Raw genomic sequence first — 25,783 nt, forward strand, 5'->3', positions numbered from 1 at the left:
GCTCCCACGGGCCCTGACGGGGCCAACAGGCTCAATTCAGCCGGCAACCCTCGCCCAGGGCACGGTACTGAAGGGTGTGCACCTGTCCTTGATGGTCCTCGTAGGTCATGGTGGCGGGCACCACTTCACAGACGTTGGGGATCGTCGACAGACTGATCACGCGCTTGATGTCGAGGTTGGTGGAATAGTCATACTGCTCGACCACGGGTTGGGTGTCTGCGGTCTTGACCTGGTCCGCGAAGGCGAGCGAGGACATACCGACCAATGCAAGAATCAGTAAGGCTTTCATGGATAACGACCTTGATGGCTATCAAGCTGATCGCGTGACTTCTGATGCCGTCAATGGCGCGGAGAAGTTGTCATCGACTGCGAAGATGACACGAAGTACCGATCCCGCTTTATCGTACTGCCGGGGGGATGAGTGAAAGTCTACTCCGTAGTCGGAATAGTTGAACCCCGGAGTCGGATATTCACCCTTGCCGGATTTGCAACAATCTGCGACAAAGCACCGTCATTTTTCCTGCTTCTTGCAGCGCCCTACGAGCCACGCATGCCGCCCCTGACCTGTACCCGCCTGCCTCCGATCCAGCGCCGCCTGCTGGAGCAATTCTATCGCCAGCATGGTTCGCGCATGCGCGCCGCCGGTGATGGCGAACAATGGGTGGCACGCAGCGGTGAAATCATTGGCGGGATGAATCTGTCCCCTGTCGAGGGCGGCTACTGGCTGACCGGCCTGTTCGTCGCCCCGCAATGGCGTGGACAGCAGGTCGCCTCACAGCTGCTGCAAACCGCGCTGGGCGCTGCCACCACCCCGACTTGGCTGTTCTGCCATCCGGACCTGACGCCCTTCTACCAACGCCTGGCCTTCACCCCGGCCAGCACGCTGCCCGAAGCCCTGGCCTCGCGCCTGGCCCGCTACCAGCGCAGCAAGCCCCTGGTGGCGCTGGTACGGGATCAGTCGTCGGCCACATCGAGCCCGGGGAACAGCACGTCGGTGTAGCCGAACTTGCTGAAGTCCTGAATGCGCGAAGGGTACAGCCGGCCGATCAGGTGATCGCACTCATGCTGCACCACCCGCGCATGAAAACCATCGGCAAAGCGGTTGATCGGGTTGCCCTGCGGGTCGATGCCCGAATAGCTGATGTGCTTGTAGCGCGGCACCACGCCACGCAGGCCCGGCACCGACAAACAGCCCTCCCAGCCATCCTCGACCTCCGTGGCCAGCGGCGTGATCACCGGGTTGAGCAAGATGGTCCGCGGCACTGGCTCGGCGTCCGGGTAGCGCTCGCTGCGCTCGAAGCCGAAGATCACCAGTTGCAGGTCGATGCCGATCTGCGGCGCGGCCAGGCCGACGCCTCCGACATGGGCCATGGTCTCGAACATGTCGTCGATCAGTTGCTCGAGCTCGGGGCTACCGAGCATGTGCTCCGGCACGGGCGGGGCGATGCGCAGCAGGCGTTCATCGCCCATCTTGAGAATGTCGCGGATCATCAGGTGTTCGGCTCGCGGGTCTGGGGTTCGGGGGTCACCGGGTGCTCATGCCCGAGCACGGTAATGCTCTGTTGCGGATTGTCTTCGGCGAACGCCTTCTCGCCGGGGTTCTTGCCCTCGGCGGACATGTGCTCGATCACCGCGTTCATCTCGGCCCCGAGCAGCAGTACGGCGGCGGAGATGTAGAAGTACAGCAGCAACACGATGATCGCCCCGATACTGCCATACATGGCGTTGTAGTCGGCAAAGGTCTTCACGTAGTAGGCAAAGCCCAGCGACGCGACGATCCAAACCACCACCGCCAGCACCGAGCCTGGGGTGATGAAGCGGAATTTCTGCTTCACATCGGGCATCACGTAGTAGATCAGCGCCACCGCCACCATCATCAGGATGATGATCGCCGGCCAGCGCAGGATGGTCCAGACGACCACCACCGCCTCCTCCAGCCCCACCTGGGAAGCGATCCACTCCATGACCTGCGGCCCCAGCACCATCAACGCGGCGGCCGCCAGGAGCATGCCGGCGATGCCGACGGTGTAGATGATCGACAGTGGGATGCGCTTCCACACCGGCCGCCCTTCAGGCACGTCGTAGGCGGCGTTCATCGCGCTCATCATCAGGCGCACACCCGCCGAGGCGGTCCACAGGGCGATTACGATACCCACCGACAGCAATCCGCCCTTGGACTGCTGCAACTGGTCGATCACCGGGTTGACCTGCTCCAGGGCCTGGGGCGGCAGCACCAGCTCGGACTGCAGCCGCAGCCAGGAGAAGAAGTCCGGCAGGTGCAGGAAACCGATCAGGGCGATCAGGAACAACAGGAACGGGAACAGCGAAAACAGCATCTGGTAGGCCAGCGCGGAAGCGTAGGTGGACATCTCGTCGTCAATGAACTCCTTGACGGTGCGCACCAGCACGCGGTGCAGGGGCAGGCCGCGCAGGTCGGGGAAAATCATAGCGTCTCCTTTCGCCGCTTGATCGGGGTGGCAATACAACAAGTCTAATAGACCGGGCGGCGGGCGTGCTGTTCGCTGGCGCGTTGCCGAACGCACAAAGCAGTCGCGGGGCAAGTGCGCTCCCACCGGAAGAGCGCGCACTGCCCCGCGACAATACCACTGCGATCAAGGCTTCTTCACGGCATCCTTGACCTTGCCCACGGCCTGCTGCGCCTCGCCCTTCAGCTCCTGGGCCTTGCCCTCGGCGCGCAGCTTGTCGTTGTCGGTCACCTTGCCGACGCCCTGCTTGATGTTGCCCACCGCCTCGTTGGCCAGGCCTTTCGCTTTATCCTTGGTGCCACTCATGGGATATCTCCTTGCCGAAAAGACACGGGAAATCGTGTCGACACCTGATCGACCCAAGGTCATCGGCAAGAGTTTCAATTAGTTCGCCTGGTCCCGGCCCAACGGCTTAAAGCGTTCCCCCGCGGGCGCAGCGGTACGCCGATGCGACTTGCCCCGCGATGAGCCCACCCGCACAATACCAGGCCAATCTAGCGTCAACCCGCAGGAACCTGCATGAAACTCGACAAACCCACCGCCATCGCTCGGCGCAACGAAGCGCTGACCCGGCCGGTGCTCAACCGCGACAACACCCTGTTCGCCATTCTCGACAAGAAGCGCAACCTGTGGTGGTTCGAGGTACCGGTGGCGCTGCTGCGCAAAGGTCAGCCCGACTGGGTCAACCTGCTGCTGCACACCCCGGAGACCGATGAACTGCAGCACCTGAAGGTGCCGACCAACTTCCTGCGCGCTCACCAGGAGCAGATGGAAGTGCGCAACGCCGGCAAGCGCCGCTCGACCATCAGCCTGGCCCTGAGCGCCGACCGCGACTCGCTGCTGCGCGACAGCCGCCCGGGTGGCGAGCAGCTGGACTTCAGCACCTTCGTGCAGGCCTGATCAGGCCCGCTCGATGCGATCGTCATGGATGACGATCCGGCCCTGCTTGAACAGTGCGCCGATGGCTTTCTTGAAGTTGCCCTTGCTGACATTGAACATCTGGCTGATCAGCGCCGGATCGCTCTTGTCGCACACCGCCAGCACACCGCCATTGGCCTCCAGGCGCTGCATGATCTGCTCGGGCAAGCCGTCGGCCAGGGCCTGGCCCACCGGCTGCAGGCTCAGGGCGATCTTGCCGTCGGCGCGCACTTCCTTGATGAAGCCCTTCTCGTGCATGCCCGAACGCAGGAACTTGAACACTTCGTTCTTGTGGATCAGGCCCCAGTGGCGATTGTTGATGATCGCCTTGAAGCCCATCGGCGTCTCGCCGGCCACCAGCAGCTCGACCGGCTGGCCGACCTGGTAGTCCACCGGGGTGCGGTCGAGGTAGCGGTCCAGCTTGGCGGTGGCGGTGATGCGCCGGGTGCGCTTGTCCAGATAGGCGTGGACCACGCAGTAGTCACCGATCTTCAGTGGCCGGGACTCCTCCGAGTAGGGCATCAGCAGGTCCTTGGACAGGCCCCAGTCGAGGAAGATGCCCGCGCCGTTGATGTCCTTGACCTTGAGGCTGGCGAACTCGCCCACCTGCATCTTCGGCTTTTCGGTGGTGGCGATCAGCTGGTCCTCGCTGTCGAGGTAGATGAACACGTTGAGCCAGTCGTCCAGTTCGAGCTCGGCATCCTTGGGGAAGTAGCGCCTTGGCAGGAGGATTTCGCCGTCGGCGCCGCCGTCCAGGTACAGGCCGAATTCCACGTGTTTCACGATTTGCAAACTGTTGTAACGCCCAAGCAGAGCCATTTCCGAAGATCCTCAAGACAAGGCGGCTATTCTAACACTTGACCCGCCCGTCCGCCCGAGCGCGCATGCGCCGGAACCCTCGGGCCCACCTTGCGTCCACCGCCTGGCCAGCCTGTGCAAGGATTCGCTCATGCCCCGACGCCTGATCCACGCCCTACTGCTCGTCATTGGCTTCGCCCTGGCCCTTGTGGCCTGCAGCCGGATCGACCTGGCCTACCGCAACCTCGACCGCCTGGTGCCCTGGTCGCTGGGCGATTACCTGGACATGAACCGCGAGCAGAAACAGTTGCTCGACGAACGGCTTGAGCAACAACTGGCCTGGCACTGCAAAACACAGCTGCCCGGCTACCTCGACTGGCTCGACCGGGTGCGGCTGATGGTGGCCGACGACGCGGTCACCGACCAGGCCCTGGAACAACGCACCCTCGAAGCCCGCCAGGCCATCGACCGGGTGGCCACGGCGATCACCCCCTCGGCCACCGAACTGCTGCGCGGGATGAGCGACGACCAGGTCGCCGAAATGCGCCAGGCGTTTCGTGCCGACATCAGCAAGCGTCGCAAGACCTATGACGAAACCCCGCTGCCCAAACAGATCGAACAGCGCGCCGCGCGCATGCAGAAACGCCTGGAACCCTGGCTGGGTGAGCTCAGCGCCCAGCAACGCTTGCGGGTGATGAGCTGGTCCCAGGCCCTGGGCGACCAGAGCCGCCAGTCGATCGCCAATCGCGCGCACTGGCAGCAACAACTGGTGCTGGCAATGGACCAGCGCGCCACACCGGGCTTCGAAGCGCGCCTGGCGCAACTGCTGCAACGCAAGGAGAGCCTGTGGACGGCGGAGTACCGCCAGGCCTATGAGAACAGCGAACAGCAGGCGCGCAGCCTGCTGATCGACCTGATGAGGCAGAGCAGCCCTGCGCAGAAACAGTTCCTGCAGCAGCGCCTGAGCAAGGTGCGGGCGGATTTCAGTGAGCTCAAGTGCCTGAAAGGTTGAAGATGGCCGGACTGCTCGAGCCATACGCATTTCCCGTGTAGGCGCGCCAGTCAGCGCCCCTTGCGTCGATACGGAAACACATCGATCACCTTCCCCGCCCGGATCGTCTCCTGCAGGCCTTTCCAGTAGTCGGCGTCATACAGCTCGCCGTGCAGGCGACTGAACAAACGGCGCTGACCGATATCGGCGAACAGGAACGGCGGAAACTCCTCGGGGAACACATCATGCGGCCCGATCGAGTACCACGGCTCGCCCGACATCTCGTCTTCGGGGTAGCGCGGCGGTGGAATATGGCGGAAGTTGACCTCGGTAAGGAAGCTGATCTCGTCGTAGTCATAGAACACCACCCGGCCATGGCGGGTGACGCCGAAGTTCTTCAGCAGCATGTCGCCTGGGAAGATGTTCGCCGCCGCCAGCTGCTTGATCGCCAGCCCATAGTCCTCCAGCGCCTCCAGCACCTGGGCTTCGCTGGCCTGTTCGAGGTAGAGGTTGAGCGGGGTCATGCGCCGCTCGGTCCAGCAGTGGCGGATAAGTACCGTGTCCCCTTCCAGCGCCACGGTGGAGGGCGCCACTTCCAGCAGCTCGGCGAGGCAGTCGGGATCGAACTTGGCGCGGGGAAAGCGAAAATCGGCGAACTCCTGGGTGTCGGCCATCCGCCCGACACGGTCCACGCTCTTCACCAGGCGGTACTTCTCGATCACCGTGGCACGGTCTACGGTCTTGGACGGCGAAAAGCGGTCCTTGATGATCTTGAACACCGTGTTGAAGCCCGGCAGGGTAAACACACTCATCACCATCCCGCGCACCCCCGGCGCCATGATGAAGCGGTCGTCGCTGTTGGCCAGGTGGTTGATCAGTGCGCGGTAGAACTCTGACTTGCCGTGCTTGTAGAAGCCGATCGAGGTGTACAGCTCGGCGATGTGCTTGCCCGGCAGGATGCGCTTGAGAAAGTTGACGAACTCCGCCGGCACCGGCACATCGACCATGAAGTACGAGCGGGTGAAGGAAAAGATGATCGACACCTCCGCCTCGTCGGTGATCAGCGTATCGGCCTCGATGCCGTGGTCTTCACGGTGCAGCAGCGGGATCACCAGCGGCCACTGTTCGTCGGGGGTGTACAGGCGCCCGACCAGGTAGGCCCCCTTGTTGCGGTAGAGCACCGGGCTGAACAGCTCCGCCGCCAGCGCCGGGTCCTTGCACACCCAGTCGGGCAGGCATTCACGCAGTTGGTCCTGCAACCGCGACAGGTCGCCCTCCAGGTCTGCGTAGGGCACGTCAAAACCGTAATCGGCGAAGATTGCCCGCAGCAATCCCTTCAATCCACCGTCCAGCGCATAGGTGCGGGTCTGCGCCGCGCGTTCGTGGCCACGCATGGACGGGCGGGTGGTGTGGATGAACATGCAGCCGTCGCTGATCTGCTCATGGCTGAACAGGCTGCAGAACAGCGAGTTGTACCAGGTCTCGGACAGTTCATCGTCCAGCCGCGGGTCGATCAGGCGGATGTAGGCGTTCTTCACCAACGGCCACTGCTCCACGTCCAGCAGTTGGGAGGCTTCGAAGCCCTGGCGCAGCCAGCCGTTGACCTCGGCGACCTTCTCTTCGTAGAGGTTGATCCGCGCCGCCGCTGCACGCTGGATGTCCTGCCAGCGTGCCTGCTCGAAGCGTTCGCGGGCACCGAGGGTTATCCGGCGAAAATGCTCGCGGTAGTCGTCGAAGCCATCGAGGATCATCCGGGCGATGTCAGCGGCGGGCCAGGGTTGGGTCATGCGCGGGATCTCAAGTTGAGTGGCGTTAGACAGCTTAGTCGTCCGCAAGCGGCTCACACAGCAAGAAAGCACAAGAATCCCGGTTGCCCACTGACGTAGACTCGCGCACTGCCCCCAACGCCGGAGACCACCCGTGAGCCCCATCGCCCTTGCCCGCCTGCTGACCCTTGCCGCCGTCTGGGGCGCGAGTTTCCTGTTCATGCGTATCATCGCCCCGGAGCTTGGTACCGTGCCGACCGCCTTCTTTCGCGTGTCAATCGCCTGCCTGGGGTTGATGGCCATACTCGCCGCCGCCCGCGTGCGCTGGAAATTCGAAGGCAAGCTGGGCGCCTGCCTGGTGCTGGGCATGATCAATTCCGGTATTCCAGCGACGTTCTACTCCGTGGCGGCGCAGGTGCTGCCGGCCGGCTACTCGGCGATCTTCAACGCCACCACGCCGCTGATGGGCGTGCTGATCGGCACCTTGTTCTTCCGCGAGGCGATGACCCTGCCCAAGCTCTGCGGGATCTTCCTTGGCCTGTTCGGCGTCGGCATTCTCAGCGGCGCCGGACCGGTGGCGCTGGACATGGCCCTGGTGCAAGGCGCCCTGGCGTGCCTGGCGGCGACCACCTGCTACGGTTTCGCGGGATTCCTGGCACGACGCTGGGTGGGAACGCTGGACAGTCGCCTGTCAGCCCTGGGCAGCATGCTCGGCGCCACCCTGCTGTTGAGCCCGCTGTTCGCCTGGAGCGCGCTGACCCAACCGCCGGCCAGCTGGGGCGGCTGGCAGGTGTGGCTGTCGCTGCTGGGCCTGGGGCTGTTGTGTACGGCGTTCGCCTACATCCTGTACTTCCGCTTGCTGAACGAAATCGGGCCGGTCAAGGCCAGTACCGTGACCTTCCTGATCCCGGTGTTCGGCGTGCTGTGGGGCGCGTGGCTGCTGGATGAGCCGCTGTCGATGGCGCACCTGTACGGCGGCCTGCTGATCGCCGCGGCACTCTGGCTGGTGCTGCGTCCTGTGGGAGCGGCCTTGCGTCGCGAAGGGGCCGCATAGCGGCCCCCCTTTGGCTCAGGCTTCAGCCGCACGCAACGCCGGCTTGCGGAACACGAACAGCAGCCCGATCACGATCAACCCCATTCCCAGCAGGCTGAGCGGCGCCAGGCGGTTACCGAAGATGGCGAAATCCATCACCGCCGTCACCGCCGGCACCAGGTAGAACAGGCTGGTGACATTGACCAGGTTGCCACGGGCGATCAGCCGGTACAGCAGCAGCGTGGCCAGCAGCGAAACCACCAGCCCCATCCACAGCAGCGCGCCGACGAAGTTTGCGTTCCACTCGACATGCAACGGCTGGAACGGGGCAAACAGCGCGCACAGGGCAAATCCGGCCAGATACTGCAGCGGCAAGGTGCCCATCGGGTTGTCGGTGATGCGCTTCTGCAGGATCGAGCCGAAGGTCATGCTGGCCAGCGCCAGCAAGGCGAACAGCATGCCCGCCAGGGACACCCCGCCAAGGTTGATGCCCTGGTAGACCACCATCACCAGGCCGCCAAGCCCCAGGCCCAGGCCGAACAGCCGGCTCCAGGAACGCTGGCGCTCCATCAGCACCACGGTAAGGATCGGCTGCACGCCCATGACCGTGGCCATGACGCCGGGGGTGACATGGGTATCGAGCGCCAGCAGGTAGAAGATCTGGTAGGCGCCCAGCAGCACGCAGCCAGTCCCCAGGGCGCGAACGATGCCGCCCCGGGTACGTGGCCAGCGCAAGCCGAGCAACGGTCCGATCAGCAATAGACCGAAAAGCGCCAGGGCCGAGCGCAGCAGCAGGAAGGCGAAAGGGCTGGCCTGGGCCAGGCCGAGCTTGGAAACGATCGCCCCGCTGCTCCACAGCAGGACGAACAGGCTGGTAGTGGCCGCCGAGGCCACGGATGCTTTGTTGAAAACAGACATGTATTGCCACCTGTATACGGGCAAATGAACCGTACGGAGGACCTATCGCGTCTTGCGGGGATAGCCGACCGTGTTCAGTAGGTTGCGAGTGCGGTGGGGAGCGGCCAGCGGCCGGTCAGCCCAGCACCACGACTGCGCAAGGAGGCGGAGCTACGCCGCCTACGACGCCACTGACAGGTGGTGGGTAGTGACTGATCATGGCCGGCTGCTGGCTGCCACGCACGACCACGCCCGCGACAGGCGCGAGAACGTAAGCGATGGTGGCAGGAATGGCGGGCATGAACAGGTCTTCTGGGAAGAGAGTGTTTCGGAATATAGCGGGGGAATCATCACGGGGCAAGCCCGCTCCGTTCAGGAGCGAGCCTGCCCAGGCGAATCAGAACAGCCAGCGGTAAAGCGCGTAGGCCACGACAACCGCCAGCACCGGCCTCAGCACGCGGTAGGCCTTGGGGTTGGCGCGCTTGAACTGCTTGACCCGGGTGCTGATGACGTTGCTGAAGCGCTTGCTCCAGGCATAGGCCTGGTTGATCCCGCCGACACGCTCGTCATCGGTGTTCTGCGGCGCGGTGGCGCGGCCGAGGAAGGCGCTGACCTTGCGGTTGATGCGGGTCATCAGCGGGCTGTTGAGCGGGCGCTCGACGTCGCAGAACAGGATCACCCGGGTGACGTCGGTCTCGTTCTTGACCCAGTGCACGAAGGTTTCGTCGAACATCACGTCCTCGCCATCACGCCAGGCGTAGGGCTGGCCGTCGACGTAGATGCGGCAGTTGTCCGAGTTCGGCGTGGACAGGCCCAGGTGATAGCGCAGGGAGCCGGCAAACGGGTCGCGGTGCGGGTTCAGGTGGCTGCCGCCGGGCAACAGGGCGAACATCGCGCCCTTGACGTTGGGGATGCCGCTGACCAGCTCGACGGTCTTCGGACACAGCGCCTCGGCCGAAGGCAGCGGCTTGTCGTACCACTTCAGGTAGAAACGCTTCCAGCCCTTCTTGAAGAACGAACCGAAGCCGGCGTCGTTGTCCTTCTCGGCAGCGCGGATGTAACCCTCGTCGAAAAGGCGCATGGCTTCTTCGCGGATCACCTCCCAGTTGTCCTTGAGCACATCCAGTTCGGGGAAGCGCTGGCGGTCCAGGTAGGGCTTGGAAGGCACGCCGGAGAACAGGTACATCAGGCTGTTGTAGGGGGCGAACAGCGCCGAATGGTTGACGAACTGGCGCAGCACCGGCAGGCGCGCCTTGCCGCGCAGGTGCACGAACAGCACGCTGCCGAAAAACACCAGCAGCACACCGGCCTTGGCGACGAAGGAAAAGGTCATGCAACACTCCTTGGAGGGGAAATCAGGCCATCCCCAGATAGCCGGACATCATAAACCCATCCGGGCCGGGTAAAAACAACCGGTGCCGGATCGCAGTGTTAAGGATTGTGCAATAAACGAAAGCGGCCGACATTGCGCCGGATCAGCGGTGGTGCGGATATCCCGGGGCCGCTGCGCGCGCCATCGCCGGCAAGCCGGCTCCCACAGAGGCAACGCAAGCGGTGTGGGAGCAGGCTTGCCGGCTAAAGGCCTGCACGGCAGACCCAGGTTTACTGCTGGTTCTCCTGCTCGCTGAACATGTCGCTGAACAACATGCTCGACAGGTAGCGCTCTCCGGAGTCCGGCAGGATCACCACGATGGTCTTGCCCTGCATCTCGGGCTTCTCGGCCAGGCGCACCGCTGCCGCCATCGCCGCGCCACAGGAGATACCACAGAGGATGCCCTCCTCCTGCATCAGACGGATGGCCATGGCCTTGGACTCGTCATCGGTCACCGTCTCGACCTGGTCGACAATCGACAGGTCGAGGTTCTTCGGCACGAACCCAGCGCCGATGCCCTGGATCTTGTGCGGGCTGGGCTTGAGCTCCTCGCCCGCCAGGGTCTGGCTGATCAACGGCGAGCTCACCGGCTCTACCGCCACCGACAGGATCGACTTGCCCTGGGTGTGCTTGATGTAGCGTGACACGCCGGTGATGGTGCCACCGGTGCCGACGCCCGCCACCAGTACATCCACCGCGCCGTCGGTGTCGTTCCAGATCTCGGGGCCGGTGGTCTTCTCGTGGATGGCCGGGTTGGCCGGATTGTCGAACTGACCAGGCAGGAAGTAGTGGGCCGGATCGGAGGCGACAATTTCGTTGGCCTTCTCGATGGCGCCCTTCATGCCCTTGGCCGGATCGGTGAGCACCAGCTCGGCCCCCAGGGCCTTGAGCACCTTGCGCCGCTCAAGACTCATGGACGCCGGCATGGTCAGGAGCAGCTTGTAGCCGCGGGCGGCGGCGACGAACGCCAGGCCGATACCGGTGTTGCCCGAGGTCGGCTCGACGATGGTCATGCCCGGCTTGAGCTTGCCGCTGCTCTCGGCGTCCCAGACCATGTTCGCGCCAATCCGGCACTTCACCGAGTAACCCGGGTTGCGCCCTTCGATCTTGGCCAGGATGGTCACCCCACGCGGGGCGATGCGGTTGATCTGCACCAGCGGCGTGTTGCCGATGGAATGGGCGTTGTCGGCGTAGATGCGGCTCATGGCAGTGTCCTTGAACATGAAAGAGCAGGGAAAACCATGAGGGTAAGCCCGCAATGCAGGAGCGTAAAGCCCGTTCGAACTCGGCGAAGCGGCCTGCGGTCAACCGCAAAAGCCGGTGCGGAGAACCACGATGAAAGCACGTTATCGCTGGCCATTGGTCGGCCTTGCCAGCCTGGTTGGGTTGCTTGTGGCCCTGCACCTGGCCCTGCCCTATCTGGTTCGCGATTACCTGAACGACAAGCTGGCCGACATGGGCGACTACCGTGGCCAGGTCACCGACGTCGATCTGGCCTGGTGGCGCGGCGCTTATCAGATCAATGGCCTGAAGATCGCCAAGGTCAGCGGCAAGGTGCCGGTACCGCTGCTCGACGCACCGCTGATCGACCTGTCGGTGAGCTGGCATGCGCTCTGGTACGACCATGCAGTGGTTGGCGAAGTGACCTTCCTGCGCCCCGAACTGAACTTCGTCGATGGCGGCACCAGGCAGAACTCACAGACCGGCCAGGGTACTGACTGGCGCCAGCAACTGGAGAAACTGCTGCCCATCACGCTCAACGATGTGCGCATCGAACAGGGCACCCTGAGCTTTCGCAACTTCAACTCCCAACCGCCGGTCGACCTCAAGGCCACACAGCTCGACGCCAGCATTCGCAACCTGACCAACGTGCGCGATGAAAAGGGCCGGCGGGACGCCAGTTTCGAAGGGACGGCGTTGCTGACGGGCGACGCCAGGGTCGAGAGCGAGGCCACCTTCGACCCGTTCAGCGACTTTGACGACTTTCAGTTCCGCCTGCGCGCCAAGGGCATCGAACTGCGCCGACTCAACGACTTTGCCAGCGCCTATGGAAAGTTCGACTTCAATGCCGGACACGGGGACGTGGTGATCGAGGCCGAAGCCGCGAATGGCCGACTGAATGGCTACATCAAGCCACTGCTGCGCGATGTCGACGTGTTCAACTGGCGGCAGGATGTGCAAGACAAGGACAAAGGTTTCCTGCGCTCAATCTGGGAGGCGCTGGTAGGCGCCACCGAGACCGTGCTGAAGAACCAGCCGAAGAACCAGTTCGCCACCCGTGTGGAACTGAGCGGCAGTGTGCACCAGCAGGATATCAGCGCGTTCGAGGCGTTCCTGCAGATACTGCGCAACGGGTTCATCCAGGCATTCAACGCACGTTACGAACAACCCCCGCCCCAATCCGACTAAGCCGACAGTGACGGATCATTCAGGGACTGAATACCCGGTCTGCGTTTGCAGGCGGCGGGTGCGGGGTTATAGTCGCTGGCACATCAATAAACATGCGTCGGCTGCCCCGCGATGAGGCGAGCCCAGCCACCCAGAGGATCGGTTCATGAAGTTCGAAGGCACCCGCGACTACGTCGCCACAGACGACCTGAAGCTGGCGGTCAACGCGGCCATCACCCTGGAGCGCCCGCTGCTGGTCAAGGGCGAGCCGGGCACCGGCAAGACCATGCTCGCCGAACAGCTCGCCGCCTCCTTCGGCGCCCGCCTGATCACCTGGCACATCAAGTCCACCACCAAGGCCCACCAGGGCCTGTACGAGTACGACGCGGTCAGCCGCCTGCGCGACTCGCAACTGGGCGTGGACAAGGTCCACGATGTGCGCAACTACCTGAAGAAAGGCAAGCTGTGGGAGGCCTTCGAGGCCGACGAGCGGGTGATCCTGCTGATCGACGAGATCGACAAGGCCGACATCGAGTTCCCCAACGACCTGCTGCAAGAGCTCGACAAGATGGAGTTCTACGTCTACGAGATCGACGAGACCATCAAGGCCAAGCAGCGCCCGATCATCATCATCACCTCCAACAACGAGAAGGAACTGCCCGACGCCTTCCTGCGCCGCTGCTTCTTCCACTACATCGCCTTCCCCGACCGCGCCACCCTGCAGCAGATCGTCGACGTGCACTACCCCAACATCAGCCAGTCGCTGGTCAGCGAGGCGCTGGACGTGTTCTTCGACGTGCGCAAGGTCCCGGGCCTGAAGAAGAAGCCCTCCACCTCGGAGCTGGTCGACTGGCTCAAGCTGCTGATGGCCGACAACATCGGCGAGGCCGTGCTGCGCGAACGCGACCCGACCAAGGCCATTCCGCCGCTGGCCGGGGCCCTGGTCAAGAACGAGCAGGATGTGCAACTGCTCGAGCGCCTGGCCTTCATGAGCCGGCGCGGCAACCGCTGACAGGAGCCGGGCCATGCTGCTCAACCTGTTCAATGAAATGCGCGCGGCCAAGGTACCGGTGTCGGTGCGCGAACTGCTCGACCTGCATCACGCCCTGCAAAAGGGCGTGGTGTTCGCCGACATGGACGCGTTCTACTACCTGGCCCGGGCCATCCTGGTGAAGGACGAGCGCCATTTCGACAAGTTCGACCGTGCGTTCGCCGCCTACTTCAAGGGCCTGGAGAACCTCGACCGGCACATCGAGGCCCTGATCCCCGACGACTGGCTGCGCAAGGAGTTCGAGCGTTCGCTGACCGACGAGGAACGGGCGCAGATCCAGTCCCTGGGCGGCCTGGACAAGCTCATCGAGGAATTCAAGAAGCGCCTCGAAGAGCAGAAGGAGCGCCACGCCGGCGGCAACAAGTGGATCGGCACCGGCGGCACCAGCCCGTTCGGCTCCGGCGGCTTCAACCCCGAAGGCATCCGCGTCGGCGAGGCCGGCAAGCGCCAGGGCAAGGCGGTGAAGGTGTGGGACCAGCGCGAGTACAAGAACCTCGACGACCAGGTCGAGCTGGGCACGCGCAACATCAAGCTGGCCCTGCGCCGCCTGCGCAAGTTCGCCCGCGAAGGCGCCGCCGAGGAGCTGGACATCGACGGCACCATCGACCACACAGCCCGTGACGCAGGCCTCTTGAACATCCAGATGCGCCCCGAGCGGCGCAACACGGTCAAGCTGCTGTTGCTGTTCGACATCGGCGGCTCGATGGACGCCCACGTGAAGGTCTGCGAGGAATTGTTCTCGGCCTGCAAGACCGAGTTCAAGCACCTGGAGTACTACTACTTCCACAACTTCATCTACGAGTCGGTGTGGAAGAACAACCTGCGCCGCACCTCGGAGCGCTTTTCCACCTTCGACCTGTTGCACAAGTACGGCGACGACTACAAGGTGGTGTTCGTCGGCGACGCGGCCATGGCGCCCTACGAGATCACCCAGCCGGGCGGCAGCGTCGAGCACTGGAACGAAGAGGCCGGGTATGTGTGGATGCAACGCTTCATGGAGAAGTTCAAGAAGATCATCTGGATCAACCCTTATCCGAAGCACGCCTGGGAGTACACCGCTTCGACCCATCTGGTGCGGGACCTGATCGAGGACAGGATGTTTCCGCTGACCTTGCAGGGGTTGGAAGACGGGATGCGTTACCTGTCCAAGTAATGTTTTCAGGGCCGGCCCCGTCGCGGGGCCGGCACCTTCATCCCCAACGGCTCAGATAAGCCTGCTGCTCCCGCCACGCTTCGTCCTGCACCACCGCCCGAAACCGCACCACGCCCCCCGGCATGCACTGTGCCAATTGCGCCAGCGCCAACGGCGTCAACGCCCCCAGCCGCGGATATCCACCGATGGTCTGGCGGTCATTGAGCAACACGATCGGCTGCCCATCCGGTGGAACCTGCACGGCGCCAAGCGGGATCCCTTCGGAGATCATCGGCGCGCCCTGGTAGACCAGTTGTGGACCGAGCAGGCGAATGCCCATGCGGTCGGCACGGCTGTCCAGCGTCCAGTCACGGTTGAACGCCTCGAACAGGCTGGTGCCGCCGAAATCACCGATCTGCGCGCCCATCACCAGATCCAATATCGGTTTCTCGGCATACAGCGGCCGCAGCGCTTCGGGCACGTGGGAGCGGGTATGCCCCGCGATGGCCCCGGCAGCATGCAGTACCTCCCCTTTCAACAGCGCTCGGCCCTGGCCGTCAACCCCACCCAGTTCTTCCCGTACCACGGTGGAACAACTCCCCAGCACCGACTCGCCCACGAACCCGCCCGGCACCGCCAGGTAAGCACGTACCCCCTGGCGAGGCTGGCGCAGCGTCAGGCGCTGGCCCTTGCCGAGGTTGAAACTGGTCCAGGGCGCCACGGCCTGCCCGTCGACCTGCGCATCCAGATCGGCCCCGGCCAGCGCCAGCACGCAGTCCTGCTCGGCAACCACACTGAAGCCGCCAAGCGCGATCTCCACCACGGCGCTGTCCAGGGCATTGCCCAGCAGCCAGTTGGCCCAGCGCATCGCCACCCAATCCAGCGCGCCGCCCTGGGTCACGCCCAGGTGCCGCACACCGAAACGCCCGGCATCCTGCAACAGGCACAGCGCGGTGCTGGCCTCGACTCTCAACTGGCTCATACCTGGGCCTCCAGCGGGCTGTCGTCACCGCCCAGGTTGATGAATTCGGCCCTTTCGACGGCCACGAAGCGCACCCGATCGCCAGGCTGCAGCAGGCTGTAGCCCTCGCGCTCGCGGTCGAACAGCCGCACCGGCGTGCGACCGATCAGGTTCCAGCCGCCCGGCGACACCGCAGGATACGCGGCGGTCTGGCGCTCGGCGATGCCGACGCTGCCCGCCGCCACGCGCTTGCGCGGGGTGCTCAGGCGCGGCGTGGCCAGGCATTCGTCGACCAGTCCCATGAAGCCAAAGCCCGGCGCGAACCCCAGGGCGAACACCGGGTAGTCGCGGCCACAATGCAGACGGATCACCTCGGCCTCGCTCATCCCGCCGCGCGCGGCCAGCACCGGCAGCTCGGGGCCGACGCTGGCGTGGTACCACACCGGGATCTCGTGCCGGCGCCCGGCCTGGCCGGCATCCGGCCGCAGGCCCTCCAGCGCCTGCAGGATGCGCTGGCGCGCCTCGCCCGGTGCCAGGTCGAACTGCACCATGAGCGTGGTGTAGGACGGCACCAGGTCGATCAGTTGCTGGCCAAAAGCCTCCCGCAAGCGCTGGCTGGCGGCGAGGATCCACGGCATGTTGCCTTCATCGATGGCATCGAACAGCCGCACCATCAGGCTGTCGATGGCCACCACCTCGATACGTGGCGTCATGCTTGCTCCAGTGCATCCAGGGCCTGGCGGATCTGGCGCACGGCGGCCACCGAGCCGTCGTTGTCGCCGTGCACGCACAGGGTGCTGGCGTTCAAGCGCACATCGCTGCCGTCGTCAGCCACCAGGGCCTCGCCCTTGGCCAGGCGCAAGGCCTGCTCGACCACCAGCGCCGGATCGTGGTGCACCGCGTTGGGCAGGCGCCGCGACATCAGGTGTCCGCTGGCCGTGTAGCCACGGTCGGCGAAGGCCTCGAACCACAGTGGCACGCCGACTTCGTCACCCAGGGCCTGGGCGGCGCTGTCGTCGGCGGTGGCCATGAGCATCAGCGGCAGGCCGCTGTCGAACGCCGCCACCGCTTCGAGCACGGTGCGCAGGATGTCAGGGTTGGCCATCATGTCGTTGTACAGCGCGCCGTGGGGCTTGACGTAGGCCACCCGACCGCCGAGCACCTTGCAGATGCCGTCCAGGGCGCCGATCTGGTAGTGCAGCAGGTCACGGATCTCGTCGCTGCTGCAGGCCATGGAACGGCGGCCGAAGCCCATCAGGTCCGGGTAGGCCGGGTGCGCGCCGATGGCCACCCGGTGTTCCAGGGCCAGGGCCACGGTGCGGCGCATGGTGCCCGGGTCGCCGGCGTGGTAGCCGCAGGCGATGTTGGCGCAGTCGATGAACGGCATGACCTTGGCGTCCTGGCCCATGCGCCAGTTGCCGAAGCTCTCGCCCATGTCGCAATTGAGTAGCAGGCGTTTCACCTGGCGGACCTCCGTATCAATGTTCATGGTGCCTACCTTAGCGCGCCTGGAGCGCTTTGCCGCGGGTTTCCGGCAGGCTCAGAGCCGCCAGGATCACCACACCGTAGGACACCGCGGCGAAGGCGCCAATCCCCAGGCCCAACGGCACTTTCTCGCCAAGCAGGCCGATCAGCAACGGGAACATCGCCGCGACCACCTTGCCGATGTTGTAGCAGAAGCCCTGCCCCGATCCGCGGATCCGGGTCGGGAACAGTTCGGTGAGGAACGAACCCATGCCACTGAAGATGCCCGAGGCGAAAAAGCCCAGGGGGAAGCCCAGCCACAGCATCACGCCGTCGCTGACCGGGATCTGCGTGTAGAGCAGGACGATGACGAACGAGCCCACGGCGAACAGGATGAAGTTCTTCCTGCGCCCCAGCAGGTCGCACAGGTAGGCGCTGACCACGTAGCCGATGTAGGAGCCGACGATGACCATCGCCAGGTAGCCGCCGGTGCCCAGCACGCTCAGGCCGCGCTCGTTCTTGAGGAAGGTCGGCAGCCACGAGGTGATGGCGTAGTAGCCGCCCAGGGCGCCGGTGGTCAGCAGCGAAGCGCGAATCGTGGTCCAGAGCATGCCGGGGGCGAAGATCTCGTAGAACTGCGCAGGCGCCTCGGCCTGTTCCACGGCCTTGGCCTGACGGTAGATCTCCGGGTCCTTGACCAGGCGCCGGACGAAAATCACGAAGATCGCCGGCAGCAGGCCCAGCAGGAACAGCGCGCGCCAGGCCTGCTCGGCCGGCAGCCAGGAGAACAGCAGGGCATAGAGGATCGCCGTCAGGCCCCAGCCGATGGCCCAGCCCGATTGCACCATGCCCACCGCCTTGCCGCGGTCCTGGGCACGGATCACCTCGCCGATCAGCACCGCGCCAGCGGTCCATTCGCCGCCGAAGCCGAAGCCCATCAGGGTGCGGGCGATCAGCAGTTGCTCGTAGCTCTGGGCGAAGCCGCAGAGGAAGGTGAAGAAGGCGAACCAAAGCACCGTCAGCTGCAAGGTGCGCACCCGCCCGATGCGGTCGGACAGAATGCCGGCGATCCAGCCGCCCAGGGCCGAGGCGATCAAGGTGCTGGTGTGGATCAACCCGGCCTCGGCGGTGCTGATGCCCCACACCATGATCAGGGTGGGGATGACGAAGCTCAGCATCTGGGTGTCCATGCCGTCCAGGCCGTAGCCGATCTTGCAGCTCCAGAAGGTGCGTCGTTGCTGGGAGTCGATGTCGCGGTACCAGGCGAAGGGGCCGCTCGAGGTTCGGGCGGGGGCCTGCTGCTGCACGCCGGTCGGGTTCATGGTTGCCTCGGCTTGTTGGTATTGTTCTATGGGCGACGTCGGGCGTCGCGGCCTGGGCTTCATGTTCAGAGGCCGCGCCACCTGCGTCCAACGAGAAAAACCGCCGGTCTGGAACAAGAAAAACTGATCATGAACCTTCGTTTCCTCGAAACCTTCGTCTGGGTCGCCCGGCTCAGGAGCTTCCGCCTCACCGCCGAGAAGCTGTTCACCACCCAGGCCTCGGTGTCCAGCCGCATCGCCGCGCTGGAGGCCGACCTGGGCGTGAAACTGCTGCTGCGCGACTCCCGCGGGGTCAGCCTGACGCCGGAAGGCGCCAAGGTGCTGGAGTACGCCGAGCGCATGCTCGACACCGCCAAGGCCATGAAGCAGTCGCTGGACAGCGACCGGGCCAAGACCGGACGCATCCGCCTGGGGGTGATGGACACGGTCATCCACACCTGGATGAGCGCCTTGGTGGCGGAGCTGGGCGAGCGCTACCCGCAGGTGGAGATCGAGCTGGTGGCCGATACCGCGCTGAACCTGCGCGAGCAGCTGCAGAAGGGTTTTCTCGACGTGATCCTGCAGACCGACCTGCTGCGCGAGCAGTCGATCCGCAGCCACGACCTGGCGCGCTACCCGATGGGCTGGATCGTCGCCGCAGGCTCCCCGCACCACCGCACCTACGCCTCGCTGGCGGAACTGGCCCGCGAGCGCATCGTCACCTTCTCGAAGAACTCGCGACCGCACCAGGAGGTGCTCGGCCTGTTGCAGGCCGCCGGGGCCGAGGCGCCGCGCCTGAACTGCGTGAACTCGGTGGCGGCCATCACCCGCCTGCTGCGCGACGGCTTCGGCATCGGCGCATTGCCGCCGGCATTGGTGGATGGCGAACTGAGCCGCGGCGAGCTGGTGTTACTGGAAGGCTTGCAGCCACCGCCGAGCCTGGAGCTGGTGGTGGCCTGGCAGACCGGCGTGGCGCTGGTGGACGAGGTGGTGGGCGTGTGCCGGCAGGTGCTTGAGCGCTATGCGCGGGATGTGGGCGGGCAGCGGATCGTGCTGGTCTGAGCTGCCGCAGGGCCGGAAAAGCTAGCGCCAGCTTTCCTTCACCACCTTGCGCCGCCCGCCAAGAATCACCCAACCAATCACCAGCAACAGGCTCTCGACCACAAACGCCAGCACGAACCCGCTGCCGATCCCCCAGCCGATCGCCTCGGGCACCAGCAGGATCTGATAGCTGTAGCCCTTGAGCGTCTCCTCACGCAGCGCCGGCTCCGGCTGCACCAGCACATGCCAGGTGCGGCTCACCCACGAGCCTTGCAGGGCCTGCCATTCATGCTCGAGCAACTGGTTGCGGATCAGCAGGCTCTCGATGCTGTTGGCATCGCTGGTGAACACCGGATCGTCGCTGCCCCGGTAATGTCGCACCAGCGCCTGCAGGTCACCGTTGAAGAAGCGCTGCGCGGTCTGGCGGAAGCCGTCGAGCGCCTGGCGCGATTCGAGCAGGTGCGCCTCGACGCGCTGGCTGTAGTCCTTGACCAGCCCCGGCACCTGGAGACCGGCCAACAGGCCGAAGGTGAACAACAGCAAACGCAGGTAACTTCTGAACATGCAGTGTCCTTAACTCTGGCCGTGGGCAATGCACTCGCCATGCCGCCACAAGCCCCATTCACCCGGCTCGTAGCGGTTCCAGGTCTCATTCTCGGTCAGAGGCTCGGTGGCGATCACCGTGACCACGTCGTTGGGGGTGGTTTGCGTGTGGAAATCGACGATCAGGTCGACATCCTTCAAACGCGCAGCGCCGAACGGTGCGCGGCGGGTGATGTGCACCAGTTTGGTCGAGCAGAAGCAGAACAGCCAGTCGCCGTCGCTGAGCAGGCAGTTGAACACGCCTTGGCCACGGTACCCGGCGCAGGCTTCAACCAGCACTGGCAGCAGTTGCTCGACCTCGACCGGTTCGGGGAAGGCTTCGCGCACGCGGTTGAGCAGGTCGCAGAAGGCCGCTTCGCTGTCGGTGTCGCCGATCGGCCGGTAGAACGTGCGCTGGCCGGTGAAATCGCCCAGCTGGCCGTTGTGCGCGAAGCACCAGTTGCGACCCCACAGCTCACGCACGAACGGGTGGGTGTTGGACAGGCAGACCTTGCCGACGTTGGCCTGGCGGATATGGCCGATGACCACTTCGCTCTTGATCGGGTAACGCTGCACCAGGTTGGCCACTTCCGACTCGCTGCTCGCCGCCGGGTCCTGGAACAGGCGCAGGCCGCGCCCTTCATAGAAACCGATGCCCCAGCCATCGCGGTGCGGGCCGGTGCGCCCGCCGCGCTGCATCAGGCCGGTGAAGCTGAAGACGATGTCGGTGGGGACGTTGGCGCTCATGCCCAGCAGTTCGCACATGTTGCGGCTCCTGGCTTAAAGACGGGGTTCGACGCGGCCCTGCCCGGGGCCGGAGCGGCGCACGGGGGCGGGGGGCGGGTCGTCGCGGTAGCGGTCTTGACGGTTGGCGGCCAGGGACGCTTCGGCCACGACCTCCTGCTCTTCCTTGACCTGGCGCTGGGCGGCGGCCTCACGCTGGGCGCGGCGCTCGCGGGCACGCTTTTCCAGCGGCCAGCGGATCAGCACGAAGACGATGTACAGGGCAAAGGCGAGCATGCCGTACATGGCCAGGTCGGAGGCGGCGCGCCAGGCGTTGTTGCCGACCTTGAAGGCGACGTCCAGCGCGGTGATGGCGATGGCCGGGGCGAAGCTTTCCTTGACCGGGTCGACGATGGTCGGCGAGAACAGCAATACGGCGATGATCACCCGCAGCGGCTCGCGCAACCAGCGCCACATCCAGCCGGTCAGCTTGAAGCCCACCAGCAGGCAGCCCAGGGCGGCAACGGCGTACAGGCCCCAGGCGAGGGTATAGTCGTGTTCGGTCATGGTGTGGGTGCAAGCCAGGCAAAGAGATGCCTATGATAAACACTTTTCCCGGCGCAGGCTGCCCCCGCCCCGCAAGGGACCTGCAGCGGCCCCGCGATGGGGTCCACAATCGATGAGATCACCCATGCCCCTACCCCTTCCCGCCCCTATCGCCCATCAAGCCGAAGGCCAAGACCCCTACGCCTGGCTGCAGCAGCGCGACGCCCCCGAGGTCCTGGCCTACCTGGAAGCGGAAAACGCCTACCAGCAAGCCGTCCTCGCCGACCAGGCGCCGCTGCGTGAACAGCTGTTCGAAGAAATCAAGGGCCGCATCCTCGAGACCGACCTGTCGCTGCCCTCGCCCTGGGGCCCGTACCTCTACTACACCCGTACCACCGCGGGCGACGAGTACCCGCGCCATTACCGCTGCCCGCGTTCGGCCGACGACAGCAACACCGTCGATGAAAGCCGCGAGGAGCTGCTGCTCGATCCCAACGCCCTGGCCAATGGCGGCTTTCTTTCCCTCGGCGCCTTCAGCGTCAGCCCCGACCACCGCCTGCTGGCCTACAGCCTGGACACCAGCGGCGACGAGATCTACACCCTGTACGTCAAGGACCTGGCCAGCGGCGCGCTGACCACCCTGCCCTTCGACGACTGCGACGGCAGCATGACCTGGGCCAACGACAGCCGGACACTGTTCTTCGCCGAACTGGACGACACCCACCGCCCCTGGCGCCTGCGTCGCCACACTCTGGGCGAGACCGACGCCGCCACGGTGTTCGAGGAGCCCGACGGGCGCTTCTTCCTGCACTGCTACCGCGCCAGCTCCGAGCGCCAACTGGTGCTGCTGCTCAACAGCAAGACCACCAGCGAGGCCTGGGTGCTCGATGCCGCCACGCCACAGGCTGATTTCACCTGCCTGGCGCCGCGGGTCGAAGGTCATGAGTACTTCCCCGACCACGGCCAGCTCGACGGTCAGTGGCGCTGGTTCGTGCGCAGCAACCAGGACGGCATCAACTTCGCCCTGTTCCACGCGCCGGCCGACAGCGTGCCGACCCGCGCGCAGTGGCAGGTGCTGGTGCCGCACCGTGACGACGTCATGCTCGAAGGGCTCAGCCTCAATGCCACGGCGCTGTCCCTGAGCCTGCGCGAAGGTGGCCTGCCGATCATCGAAGTGCACCCGCAAGGCCTGCCGGCCTACCGCGTCGAGCTGCCGGACGCCGCATACAGTCTCTACGTGCAGGACAGCCTGGAATTCGCCAGCACGCGCATCCGCCTGCGCTACGAAGCCCTCAACCGCCCGGCCCAGGTGCGCCAGCTGGAGCTGGCCACGGGCGCCCAGCAGGTGCTCAAGCAGACCCCGGTGCTCGGCGCCTTCGACGCCGACGACTACATCAGCCAGCGTCTGTGGGCGGTGGCCAAGGACGGCACCCGGGTACCGATCAGCCTGGTGCGCCGTCGCGCTGACGAAGGCAAGACGGTGCCGCTCTATCTCTACGGCTACGGCGCCTACGGCGAGAGCCTCGACCCGTGGTTCTCCCATGCCCGCCTGAGCCTGCTGGAGCGCGGCGTGGCCTTCGCCATCGCCCATGTGCGCGGCGGCGGCGAGCTGGGCGAGGCCTGGTACCGGGCCGGCAAGCAGGAGCACAAGCACAACAGCTTCGACGACTTCATCGCTTGCGCCGAGCACCTGATCGCCGAAGGCGTGACCACCCGCGAACGCCTGGCGATCAGCGGTGGCAGTGCCGGTGGTCTGCTCATGGGCGCGGTGCTCAACCTGCGCCCCGAGCTATTCCGTTGCGCCATCGCCGAAGTGCCGTTCGTCGATGTGCTCAACACCATGCTCGACCCCGAGCTGCCGCTGACCGTCACCGAGTACGACGAATGGGGCAACCCCGAGGAGCCCGAGGTGTACGAGCGGATCAAGGCCTACGCGCCCTACGAGAACGTCAAGGCGCAGGCCTACCCGGCGCTGCTGGTGGTCGCCGGCTACAACGACAGCCGCGTGCAGTACTGGGAGGCGGCCAAGTGGGTGGCGCGCCTGCGCACGCGCAAGACCGACGACAACCTGCTGCTGCTCAAGACCGAGATGGGCGCGGGCCACGGCGGCATGAGCGGGCGCTACCAGGGGCTGCGCGATGTGGCGCTGGAGTATGCGTTCGTCTTCAATGAACTGGGCGTGGCGTAAAACGCGATTTTCGTTGTCATAGGGTTCGCAACGGCGAGGGCTTTGCCCTCGTGTCGCGAAAGGGCTGCGCAGCAGCCCCGACAATCCCAGGACAGCACCCGGTGAGAACAACAACACATGCCCGACACCCAGCACCTGAACGCCGAGATCCGCGACATGCTCATGGACTGCGGCCTGTTCGACACCCTGCAGCCCGGTGACTTCCTCGCCGCCGCCGGCTACTTCAGCCTCGCCGCCGTGGCCCAGGGCCAGACCCTGTTCAGCGAAGGCGACGCCGGCACCTTCATGTGCATCCTCCATCGCGGCGTGGTCTCGGTGCGCAAGACCGACGGCAACGGCGCCCAGGTGGAGATCGCCACCCTGCGCAAGGGCCGGGCATTCGGCGAGATGGCCGTGCTCGACGGCGAACGCCGCTCGGCCACCTGCGTGGCCGCCAGCGACTGCCAGCTGCTGACCCTGGGCAAGGACGCGCTGGAAAAGATGCTCAACGAAGCGCCGCGCATCGCCGCACGGATCATCCGCGCCCTCGCCGTGGCCTTGTCAAAACGCCTGCGCATGCAGGATGGCCAGCGCCTGGCGCAGCAAGTCTAGCGGCCCTTGTCAGGCGGTTTCGGCGGGTCCTGGCTCAGCCCGGGCAACGGCTGGTCCTTGGGTGGCCCCGGCAGCGGCATTGGCGGCAACAGCGGCGCGCCCGGCCGGTTGGCGCCGGCCTTGGGCGGCGTGCTCGGGGTGATCTGCGGGTAAGGGGTCGGCGTCGCGGTCCCGGGCGCCCCGGGAACCGTCGTGAGCGGCCGTTGCTGGCCCGCGGCGTCGGCCGTGGATACAGCGCCAAGCAACAACGCGGCGAGGATCGCATGCAACATCGGCAGCCTCCTATCAGAAACCTCCCTACAGGCTACGCCCAATGGCGCGATTTTGCCTGTCCGCCCGGCCCACAGGCGCGCTAGACTCAACGGCATAACCGTCATTGCCCTGATCAGAAAAAAGGTAACACCATGAGCTCCACCTCCGACGCCACCGCCCGTCTCGACCGCATCCTCGCCGACGCCAAGCGCGACAAGGAAATGGGCTACCGCGACAAGGCGCTGAAGATGTACCCCCATGTCTGCGGCCGTTGCACCCGTGAGTTTTCCGGCAAGCGCCTGTCGGAACTGACCGTGCACCACCGCGACCACAACCACGACAACAACCCCCAGGACGGCTCCAACTGGGAGTTGCTGTGCCTGTACTGCCACGACAACGAGCACGCCCGCTACACCGACCAGCAGTATTTCAGCGAAGGTTCGCTGAGCACGCCGAAAGTCGCTGTGGCCACCCACAACCCGTTCGCCGGCCTGGCCGCGCTGATGAAGAAGGACTGAACGTCGATTCGTGCCCCCGGCGCGCCGGCAAGCCCGTATAATCGCGCTCTTTTTTTACGAAGGGCCCCGACACGTGGCGAACAAACGGTACAGCTGCATCGGCCTGTTCAACCCCAAATCCGCGGAAAACGTAGGCTCGGTGATGCGCGCCGCGGGCTGCTATGGCGTCAACTCGGTGTTCTACACCGGCAAGCGCTATGAGCGCGCCCGTGACTTCGTCACCGACACCAAGCGCGTGCACTACGACATCCCGCTGATCGGCATCGACGACCTGCAGCGCATCATTCCGCTGGGCTGCACCCCGGTGGCCGTGGAGCTGGTGGAAGGCGCACGGCCATTGCCTGAGTACACCCACCCGGATCGGGCGATCTACATCTTCGGGCCTGAGGATGGCTCGTTGAGCGAAGACGTGCGCGGCTGGTGCGAAGAGACGATCTACATCCCGACAGAGGGCTGCATGAACCTGGCGGCGACGGTGAATGTGGTGCTGTACGACCGCATGGCCAAAGGCTTGAACACCCGTTCGGGGCCGAAGTTCAAGTAGCCCTCACGCCTTGCGCCCCCCCAATCCGGCTCCCGTGCAAGCCTGGCGTCTACGCGGCGAAATAAACGCTACCGTAGGCCGTTGCCGTTGTGCTTTTGCTTTTGCTTTTGCTTCTAAGCGCGCGATATCCCAGGCGACACAAATTGCGACTTCAGGAGGCCGAACGCAGGCCTTGCGGAGGGAGGTGACGGGCATGGATGCCCGTCAAGCGCTGGGGCCCAGGATGGGCCCTGCAGCGCG

General features: G+C 65.1%; 29 protein-coding genes. 12 read left to right on the forward strand and 17 right to left on the reverse strand.

What is annotated here, in order from left to right:
* Positions 1–31 precede the first annotated feature (31 nt).
* The gene (locus ACVWZ5_RS23400; RefSeq protein ID WP_028693053.1) at positions 32–289 is read right to left on the reverse strand and encodes a DUF2790 domain-containing protein; all 258 of its coding nucleotides are present in this window, start codon (positions 287–289) and stop codon (positions 32–34) included.
* Between the two features lie 261 nt (positions 290–550).
* On the opposite strand from ACVWZ5_RS23400, the gene ACVWZ5_RS23405 reads away from it, so the two are divergent.
* A complete protein-coding gene (locus ACVWZ5_RS23405; RefSeq protein WP_081100329.1) occupies positions 551–1,000 on the forward strand; it encodes a GNAT family N-acetyltransferase in 450 nt (149 codons plus the stop codon).
* On the opposite strand, the gene def is transcribed toward ACVWZ5_RS23405, so the two are convergent.
* From def to ACVWZ5_RS23420, 3 genes are all read right to left on the reverse strand, one after another.
* Positions 955–1,491, reverse strand: coding sequence for a peptide deformylase (def, locus tag ACVWZ5_RS23410; RefSeq protein ID WP_062574835.1), 537 nt, complete (start codon positions 1,489–1,491; stop codon positions 955–957). The genes ACVWZ5_RS23405 and def overlap by 46 nt on opposite strands.
* A complete protein-coding gene (locus ACVWZ5_RS23415) occupies positions 1,491–2,447 on the reverse strand; it encodes a YihY/virulence factor BrkB family protein (RefSeq protein ID WP_062574836.1) in 957 nt (318 codons plus the stop codon). The genes def and ACVWZ5_RS23415 overlap by 1 nt, the downstream gene beginning before the upstream one ends.
* A gap of 165 nt (positions 2,448–2,612) precedes the next feature.
* Positions 2,613–2,792: a CsbD family protein gene (locus ACVWZ5_RS23420; protein WP_023629533.1), complete on the reverse strand. Its 180-nt coding sequence runs from the start codon at positions 2,790–2,792 to the stop codon at positions 2,613–2,615.
* Between the two features lie 213 nt (positions 2,793–3,005).
* Between ACVWZ5_RS23420 and ACVWZ5_RS23425 the strand changes: the two genes are divergently transcribed.
* Entirely contained in the window at positions 3,006–3,386 is a 381-nt protein-coding gene (locus ACVWZ5_RS23425; protein WP_050706820.1) for a hypothetical protein, read from the forward strand.
* Here ACVWZ5_RS23425 and ACVWZ5_RS23430 read toward each other — a convergent pair whose 3' ends face one another.
* A complete protein-coding gene (locus ACVWZ5_RS23430; protein ID WP_028693048.1) occupies positions 3,387–4,223 on the reverse strand; it encodes a CvfB family protein in 837 nt (278 codons plus the stop codon).
* 130 nt (positions 4,224–4,353) lie between these two features.
* On the opposite strand from ACVWZ5_RS23430, the gene ACVWZ5_RS23435 reads away from it, so the two are divergent.
* The gene (locus tag ACVWZ5_RS23435; protein WP_096049549.1) at positions 4,354–5,214 is read left to right on the forward strand and encodes a DUF6279 family lipoprotein; all 861 of its coding nucleotides are present in this window, start codon (positions 4,354–4,356) and stop codon (positions 5,212–5,214) included.
* Between the two features lie 50 nt (positions 5,215–5,264).
* Here the strand turns inward: ACVWZ5_RS23435 and aceK are convergent, their stop codons facing one another.
* Positions 5,265–6,980 (reverse strand): bifunctional isocitrate dehydrogenase kinase/phosphatase, encoded by a 1,716-nt coding sequence (gene aceK / locus ACVWZ5_RS23440; RefSeq protein WP_062574838.1) that lies wholly within the window; start codon positions 6,978–6,980, stop codon positions 5,265–5,267.
* A gap of 133 nt (positions 6,981–7,113) precedes the next feature.
* Here aceK and ACVWZ5_RS23445 point away from each other — a divergent pair, with 133 nt between their 5' ends.
* Positions 7,114–8,013 (forward strand): DMT family transporter, encoded by a 900-nt coding sequence (locus tag ACVWZ5_RS23445; RefSeq protein ID WP_084943599.1) that lies wholly within the window; start codon positions 7,114–7,116, stop codon positions 8,011–8,013.
* 15 nt (positions 8,014–8,028) lie between these two features.
* Here ACVWZ5_RS23445 and ACVWZ5_RS23450 read toward each other — a convergent pair whose 3' ends face one another.
* The 3 genes from ACVWZ5_RS23450 to cysK all read right to left on the reverse strand — a co-directional run bounded on the left by ACVWZ5_RS23450 (position 8,029) and on the right by cysK (position 11,466).
* The gene (locus ACVWZ5_RS23450) at positions 8,029–8,910 is read right to left on the reverse strand and encodes a DMT family transporter (protein WP_062574840.1); all 882 of its coding nucleotides are present in this window, start codon (positions 8,908–8,910) and stop codon (positions 8,029–8,031) included.
* Between the two features lie 376 nt (positions 8,911–9,286).
* Entirely contained in the window at positions 9,287–10,222 is a 936-nt protein-coding gene (locus ACVWZ5_RS23455) for an aspartyl/asparaginyl beta-hydroxylase domain-containing protein (RefSeq protein ID WP_028693043.1), read from the reverse strand.
* Positions 10,223–10,491: 269 nt separating this feature from the next.
* Positions 10,492–11,466: a cysteine synthase A gene (gene cysK, locus ACVWZ5_RS23460; RefSeq protein ID WP_062574841.1), complete on the reverse strand. Its 975-nt coding sequence runs from the start codon at positions 11,464–11,466 to the stop codon at positions 10,492–10,494.
* A gap of 130 nt (positions 11,467–11,596) precedes the next feature.
* Between cysK and ACVWZ5_RS23465 the strand changes: the two genes are divergently transcribed.
* The 3 genes from ACVWZ5_RS23465 (at position 11,597) to ACVWZ5_RS23475 (ending at position 14,853) form a co-directional block, all read left to right on the forward strand.
* Positions 11,597–12,670 (forward strand): DUF748 domain-containing protein, encoded by a 1,074-nt coding sequence (locus ACVWZ5_RS23465; protein ID WP_258802142.1) that lies wholly within the window; start codon positions 11,597–11,599, stop codon positions 12,668–12,670.
* 145 nt (positions 12,671–12,815) lie between these two features.
* Positions 12,816–13,661: an AAA family ATPase gene (locus tag ACVWZ5_RS23470; RefSeq protein WP_011535085.1), complete on the forward strand. Its 846-nt coding sequence runs from the start codon at positions 12,816–12,818 to the stop codon at positions 13,659–13,661.
* Positions 13,662–13,674: 13 nt separating this feature from the next.
* On the forward strand, positions 13,675–14,853 hold the full coding sequence (locus ACVWZ5_RS23475; RefSeq protein WP_062574843.1) for a vWA domain-containing protein: 1,179 nt from the start codon (positions 13,675–13,677) through the stop codon (positions 14,851–14,853).
* A gap of 37 nt (positions 14,854–14,890) precedes the next feature.
* Here ACVWZ5_RS23475 and ACVWZ5_RS23480 read toward each other — a convergent pair whose 3' ends face one another.
* From ACVWZ5_RS23480 to ACVWZ5_RS23495, 4 genes are read right to left on the reverse strand one after another with little or no spacing between them, the layout of a single operon-like run.
* Positions 14,891–15,814: a 5-oxoprolinase subunit C family protein gene (locus ACVWZ5_RS23480; RefSeq protein ID WP_096049548.1), complete on the reverse strand. Its 924-nt coding sequence runs from the start codon at positions 15,812–15,814 to the stop codon at positions 14,891–14,893.
* Positions 15,811–16,506 (reverse strand): 5-oxoprolinase subunit PxpB, encoded by a 696-nt coding sequence (pxpB, locus tag ACVWZ5_RS23485; RefSeq protein ID WP_062574845.1) that lies wholly within the window; start codon positions 16,504–16,506, stop codon positions 15,811–15,813. Before pxpB ends, ACVWZ5_RS23480 begins: the two co-directional genes overlap by 4 nt.
* The gene (locus ACVWZ5_RS23490; protein ID WP_028693037.1) at positions 16,503–17,282 is read right to left on the reverse strand and encodes a 5-oxoprolinase subunit PxpA; all 780 of its coding nucleotides are present in this window, start codon (positions 17,280–17,282) and stop codon (positions 16,503–16,505) included. Before ACVWZ5_RS23490 ends, pxpB begins: the two co-directional genes overlap by 4 nt.
* A 10-nt stretch (positions 17,283–17,292) precedes the next feature.
* Positions 17,293–18,579, reverse strand: a complete 1,287-nt coding sequence (locus ACVWZ5_RS23495; RefSeq protein WP_062574846.1) for an MFS transporter — start codon at positions 18,577–18,579, stop codon at positions 17,293–17,295.
* Between the two features lie 129 nt (positions 18,580–18,708).
* On the opposite strand from ACVWZ5_RS23495, the gene ACVWZ5_RS23500 reads away from it, so the two are divergent.
* Positions 18,709–19,620 (forward strand): LysR family transcriptional regulator, encoded by a 912-nt coding sequence (locus ACVWZ5_RS23500; protein ID WP_050706836.1) that lies wholly within the window; start codon positions 18,709–18,711, stop codon positions 19,618–19,620.
* A gap of 21 nt (positions 19,621–19,641) precedes the next feature.
* Here ACVWZ5_RS23500 and ACVWZ5_RS23505 read toward each other — a convergent pair whose 3' ends face one another.
* Genes ACVWZ5_RS23505 through ACVWZ5_RS23515 form a run of 3 tightly spaced genes read right to left on the reverse strand, consistent with a single transcriptional unit; the run spans position 19,642 to position 21,471 of the window.
* Positions 19,642–20,163 carry a DUF2937 family protein gene (locus ACVWZ5_RS23505; protein WP_096049547.1) on the reverse strand — a complete coding sequence of 174 codons (522 nt, stop codon included), beginning with the start codon at positions 20,161–20,163 and terminating at the stop codon, positions 19,642–19,644.
* Positions 20,164–20,172: 9 nt separating this feature from the next.
* Complete coding sequence (locus tag ACVWZ5_RS23510) at positions 20,173–20,946, reverse strand: class II glutamine amidotransferase (RefSeq protein WP_062360571.1); 774 nt, start codon at positions 20,944–20,946, stop codon at positions 20,173–20,175.
* A 15-nt stretch (positions 20,947–20,961) separates the two neighbouring features.
* Positions 20,962–21,471, reverse strand: coding sequence for an MFS transporter (locus ACVWZ5_RS23515; RefSeq protein WP_084943593.1), 510 nt, complete (start codon positions 21,469–21,471; stop codon positions 20,962–20,964).
* A 124-nt stretch (positions 21,472–21,595) separates the two neighbouring features.
* Here ACVWZ5_RS23515 and ACVWZ5_RS23520 point away from each other — a divergent pair, with 124 nt between their 5' ends.
* Together ACVWZ5_RS23520 and ACVWZ5_RS23525 are read left to right on the forward strand one after the other, a co-directional pair.
* Complete coding sequence (locus tag ACVWZ5_RS23520; RefSeq protein WP_457340893.1) at positions 21,596–23,638, forward strand: S9 family peptidase; 2,043 nt, start codon at positions 21,596–21,598, stop codon at positions 23,636–23,638.
* Between the two features lie 117 nt (positions 23,639–23,755).
* Positions 23,756–24,229: a cyclic nucleotide-binding domain-containing protein gene (locus ACVWZ5_RS23525; RefSeq protein WP_028693030.1), complete on the forward strand. Its 474-nt coding sequence runs from the start codon at positions 23,756–23,758 to the stop codon at positions 24,227–24,229.
* Here ACVWZ5_RS23525 and ACVWZ5_RS23530 read toward each other — a convergent pair.
* Positions 24,226–24,501: a hypothetical protein gene (locus ACVWZ5_RS23530; protein ID WP_028693029.1), complete on the reverse strand. Its 276-nt coding sequence runs from the start codon at positions 24,499–24,501 to the stop codon at positions 24,226–24,228. The two genes, ACVWZ5_RS23525 and ACVWZ5_RS23530, sit on opposite strands and share 4 nt — an antisense overlap.
* Positions 24,502–24,633: 132 nt before the next feature.
* Between ACVWZ5_RS23530 and ACVWZ5_RS23535 the strand changes: the two genes are divergently transcribed.
* Positions 24,634–24,999, forward strand: coding sequence for a YajD family HNH nuclease (locus ACVWZ5_RS23535; RefSeq protein WP_023632486.1), 366 nt, complete (start codon positions 24,634–24,636; stop codon positions 24,997–24,999).
* Positions 25,000–25,072: 73 nt separating this feature from the next.
* On the forward strand, positions 25,073–25,543 hold the full coding sequence (locus tag ACVWZ5_RS23540; protein ID WP_028693028.1) for an RNA methyltransferase: 471 nt from the start codon (positions 25,073–25,075) through the stop codon (positions 25,541–25,543).
* Positions 25,544–25,783 lie beyond the last annotated feature (240 nt).

This window comes from Pseudomonas sp. TE6283, assembly GCF_054060555.1.

Coding starts and splice junctions, on each gene's coding strand:
- ACVWZ5_RS23400 (WP_028693053.1), bottom strand. CDS start 289: ATGAAAGCCTTACTGATTCTTGCATTGGTCGGTATGTCCTCGCTCGCC.
- ACVWZ5_RS23405 (WP_081100329.1), top strand. CDS start 551: ATGCCGCCCCTGACCTGTACCCGCCTGCCTCCGATCCAGCGCCGCCTG.
- def (WP_062574835.1), bottom strand. CDS start 1,491: ATGATCCGCGACATTCTCAAGATGGGCGATGAACGCCTGCTGCGCATC.
- ACVWZ5_RS23415 (WP_062574836.1), bottom strand. CDS start 2,447: ATGATTTTCCCCGACCTGCGCGGCCTGCCCCTGCACCGCGTGCTGGTG.
- ACVWZ5_RS23420 (WP_023629533.1), bottom strand. CDS start 2,792: ATGAGTGGCACCAAGGATAAAGCGAAAGGCCTGGCCAACGAGGCGGTG.
- ACVWZ5_RS23425 (WP_050706820.1), top strand. CDS start 3,006: ATGAAACTCGACAAACCCACCGCCATCGCTCGGCGCAACGAAGCGCTG.
- ACVWZ5_RS23430 (WP_028693048.1), bottom strand. CDS start 4,223: ATGGCTCTGCTTGGGCGTTACAACAGTTTGCAAATCGTGAAACACGTG.
- ACVWZ5_RS23435 (WP_096049549.1), top strand. CDS start 4,354: ATGCCCCGACGCCTGATCCACGCCCTACTGCTCGTCATTGGCTTCGCC.
- aceK (WP_062574838.1), bottom strand. CDS start 6,980: ATGACCCAACCCTGGCCCGCCGCTGACATCGCCCGGATGATCCTCGAT.
- ACVWZ5_RS23450 (WP_062574840.1), bottom strand. CDS start 8,910: ATGTCTGTTTTCAACAAAGCATCCGTGGCCTCGGCGGCCACTACCAGC.
- ACVWZ5_RS23455 (WP_028693043.1), bottom strand. CDS start 10,222: ATGACCTTTTCCTTCGTCGCCAAGGCCGGTGTGCTGCTGGTGTTTTTC.
- cysK (WP_062574841.1), bottom strand. CDS start 11,466: ATGAGCCGCATCTACGCCGACAACGCCCATTCCATCGGCAACACGCCG.
- ACVWZ5_RS23465 (WP_258802142.1), top strand. CDS start 11,597: ATGAAAGCACGTTATCGCTGGCCATTGGTCGGCCTTGCCAGCCTGGTT.
- ACVWZ5_RS23470 (WP_011535085.1), top strand. CDS start 12,816: ATGAAGTTCGAAGGCACCCGCGACTACGTCGCCACAGACGACCTGAAG.
- ACVWZ5_RS23475 (WP_062574843.1), top strand. CDS start 13,675: ATGCTGCTCAACCTGTTCAATGAAATGCGCGCGGCCAAGGTACCGGTG.
- ACVWZ5_RS23480 (WP_096049548.1), bottom strand. CDS start 15,814: ATGAGCCAGTTGAGAGTCGAGGCCAGCACCGCGCTGTGCCTGTTGCAG.
- pxpB (WP_062574845.1), bottom strand. CDS start 16,506: ATGACGCCACGTATCGAGGTGGTGGCCATCGACAGCCTGATGGTGCGG.
- ACVWZ5_RS23490 (WP_028693037.1), bottom strand. CDS start 17,282: ATGAACATTGATACGGAGGTCCGCCAGGTGAAACGCCTGCTACTCAAT.
- ACVWZ5_RS23495 (WP_062574846.1), bottom strand. CDS start 18,579: ATGAACCCGACCGGCGTGCAGCAGCAGGCCCCCGCCCGAACCTCGAGC.
- ACVWZ5_RS23500 (WP_050706836.1), top strand. CDS start 18,709: ATGAACCTTCGTTTCCTCGAAACCTTCGTCTGGGTCGCCCGGCTCAGG.
- ACVWZ5_RS23505 (WP_096049547.1), bottom strand. CDS start 20,163: ATGTTCAGAAGTTACCTGCGTTTGCTGTTGTTCACCTTCGGCCTGTTG.
- ACVWZ5_RS23510 (WP_062360571.1), bottom strand. CDS start 20,946: ATGTGCGAACTGCTGGGCATGAGCGCCAACGTCCCCACCGACATCGTC.
- ACVWZ5_RS23515 (WP_084943593.1), bottom strand. CDS start 21,471: ATGACCGAACACGACTATACCCTCGCCTGGGGCCTGTACGCCGTTGCC.
- ACVWZ5_RS23520 (WP_457340893.1), top strand. CDS start 21,596: ATGCCCCTACCCCTTCCCGCCCCTATCGCCCATCAAGCCGAAGGCCAA.
- ACVWZ5_RS23525 (WP_028693030.1), top strand. CDS start 23,756: ATGCCCGACACCCAGCACCTGAACGCCGAGATCCGCGACATGCTCATG.
- ACVWZ5_RS23530 (WP_028693029.1), bottom strand. CDS start 24,501: ATGTTGCATGCGATCCTCGCCGCGTTGTTGCTTGGCGCTGTATCCACG.
- ACVWZ5_RS23535 (WP_023632486.1), top strand. CDS start 24,634: ATGAGCTCCACCTCCGACGCCACCGCCCGTCTCGACCGCATCCTCGCC.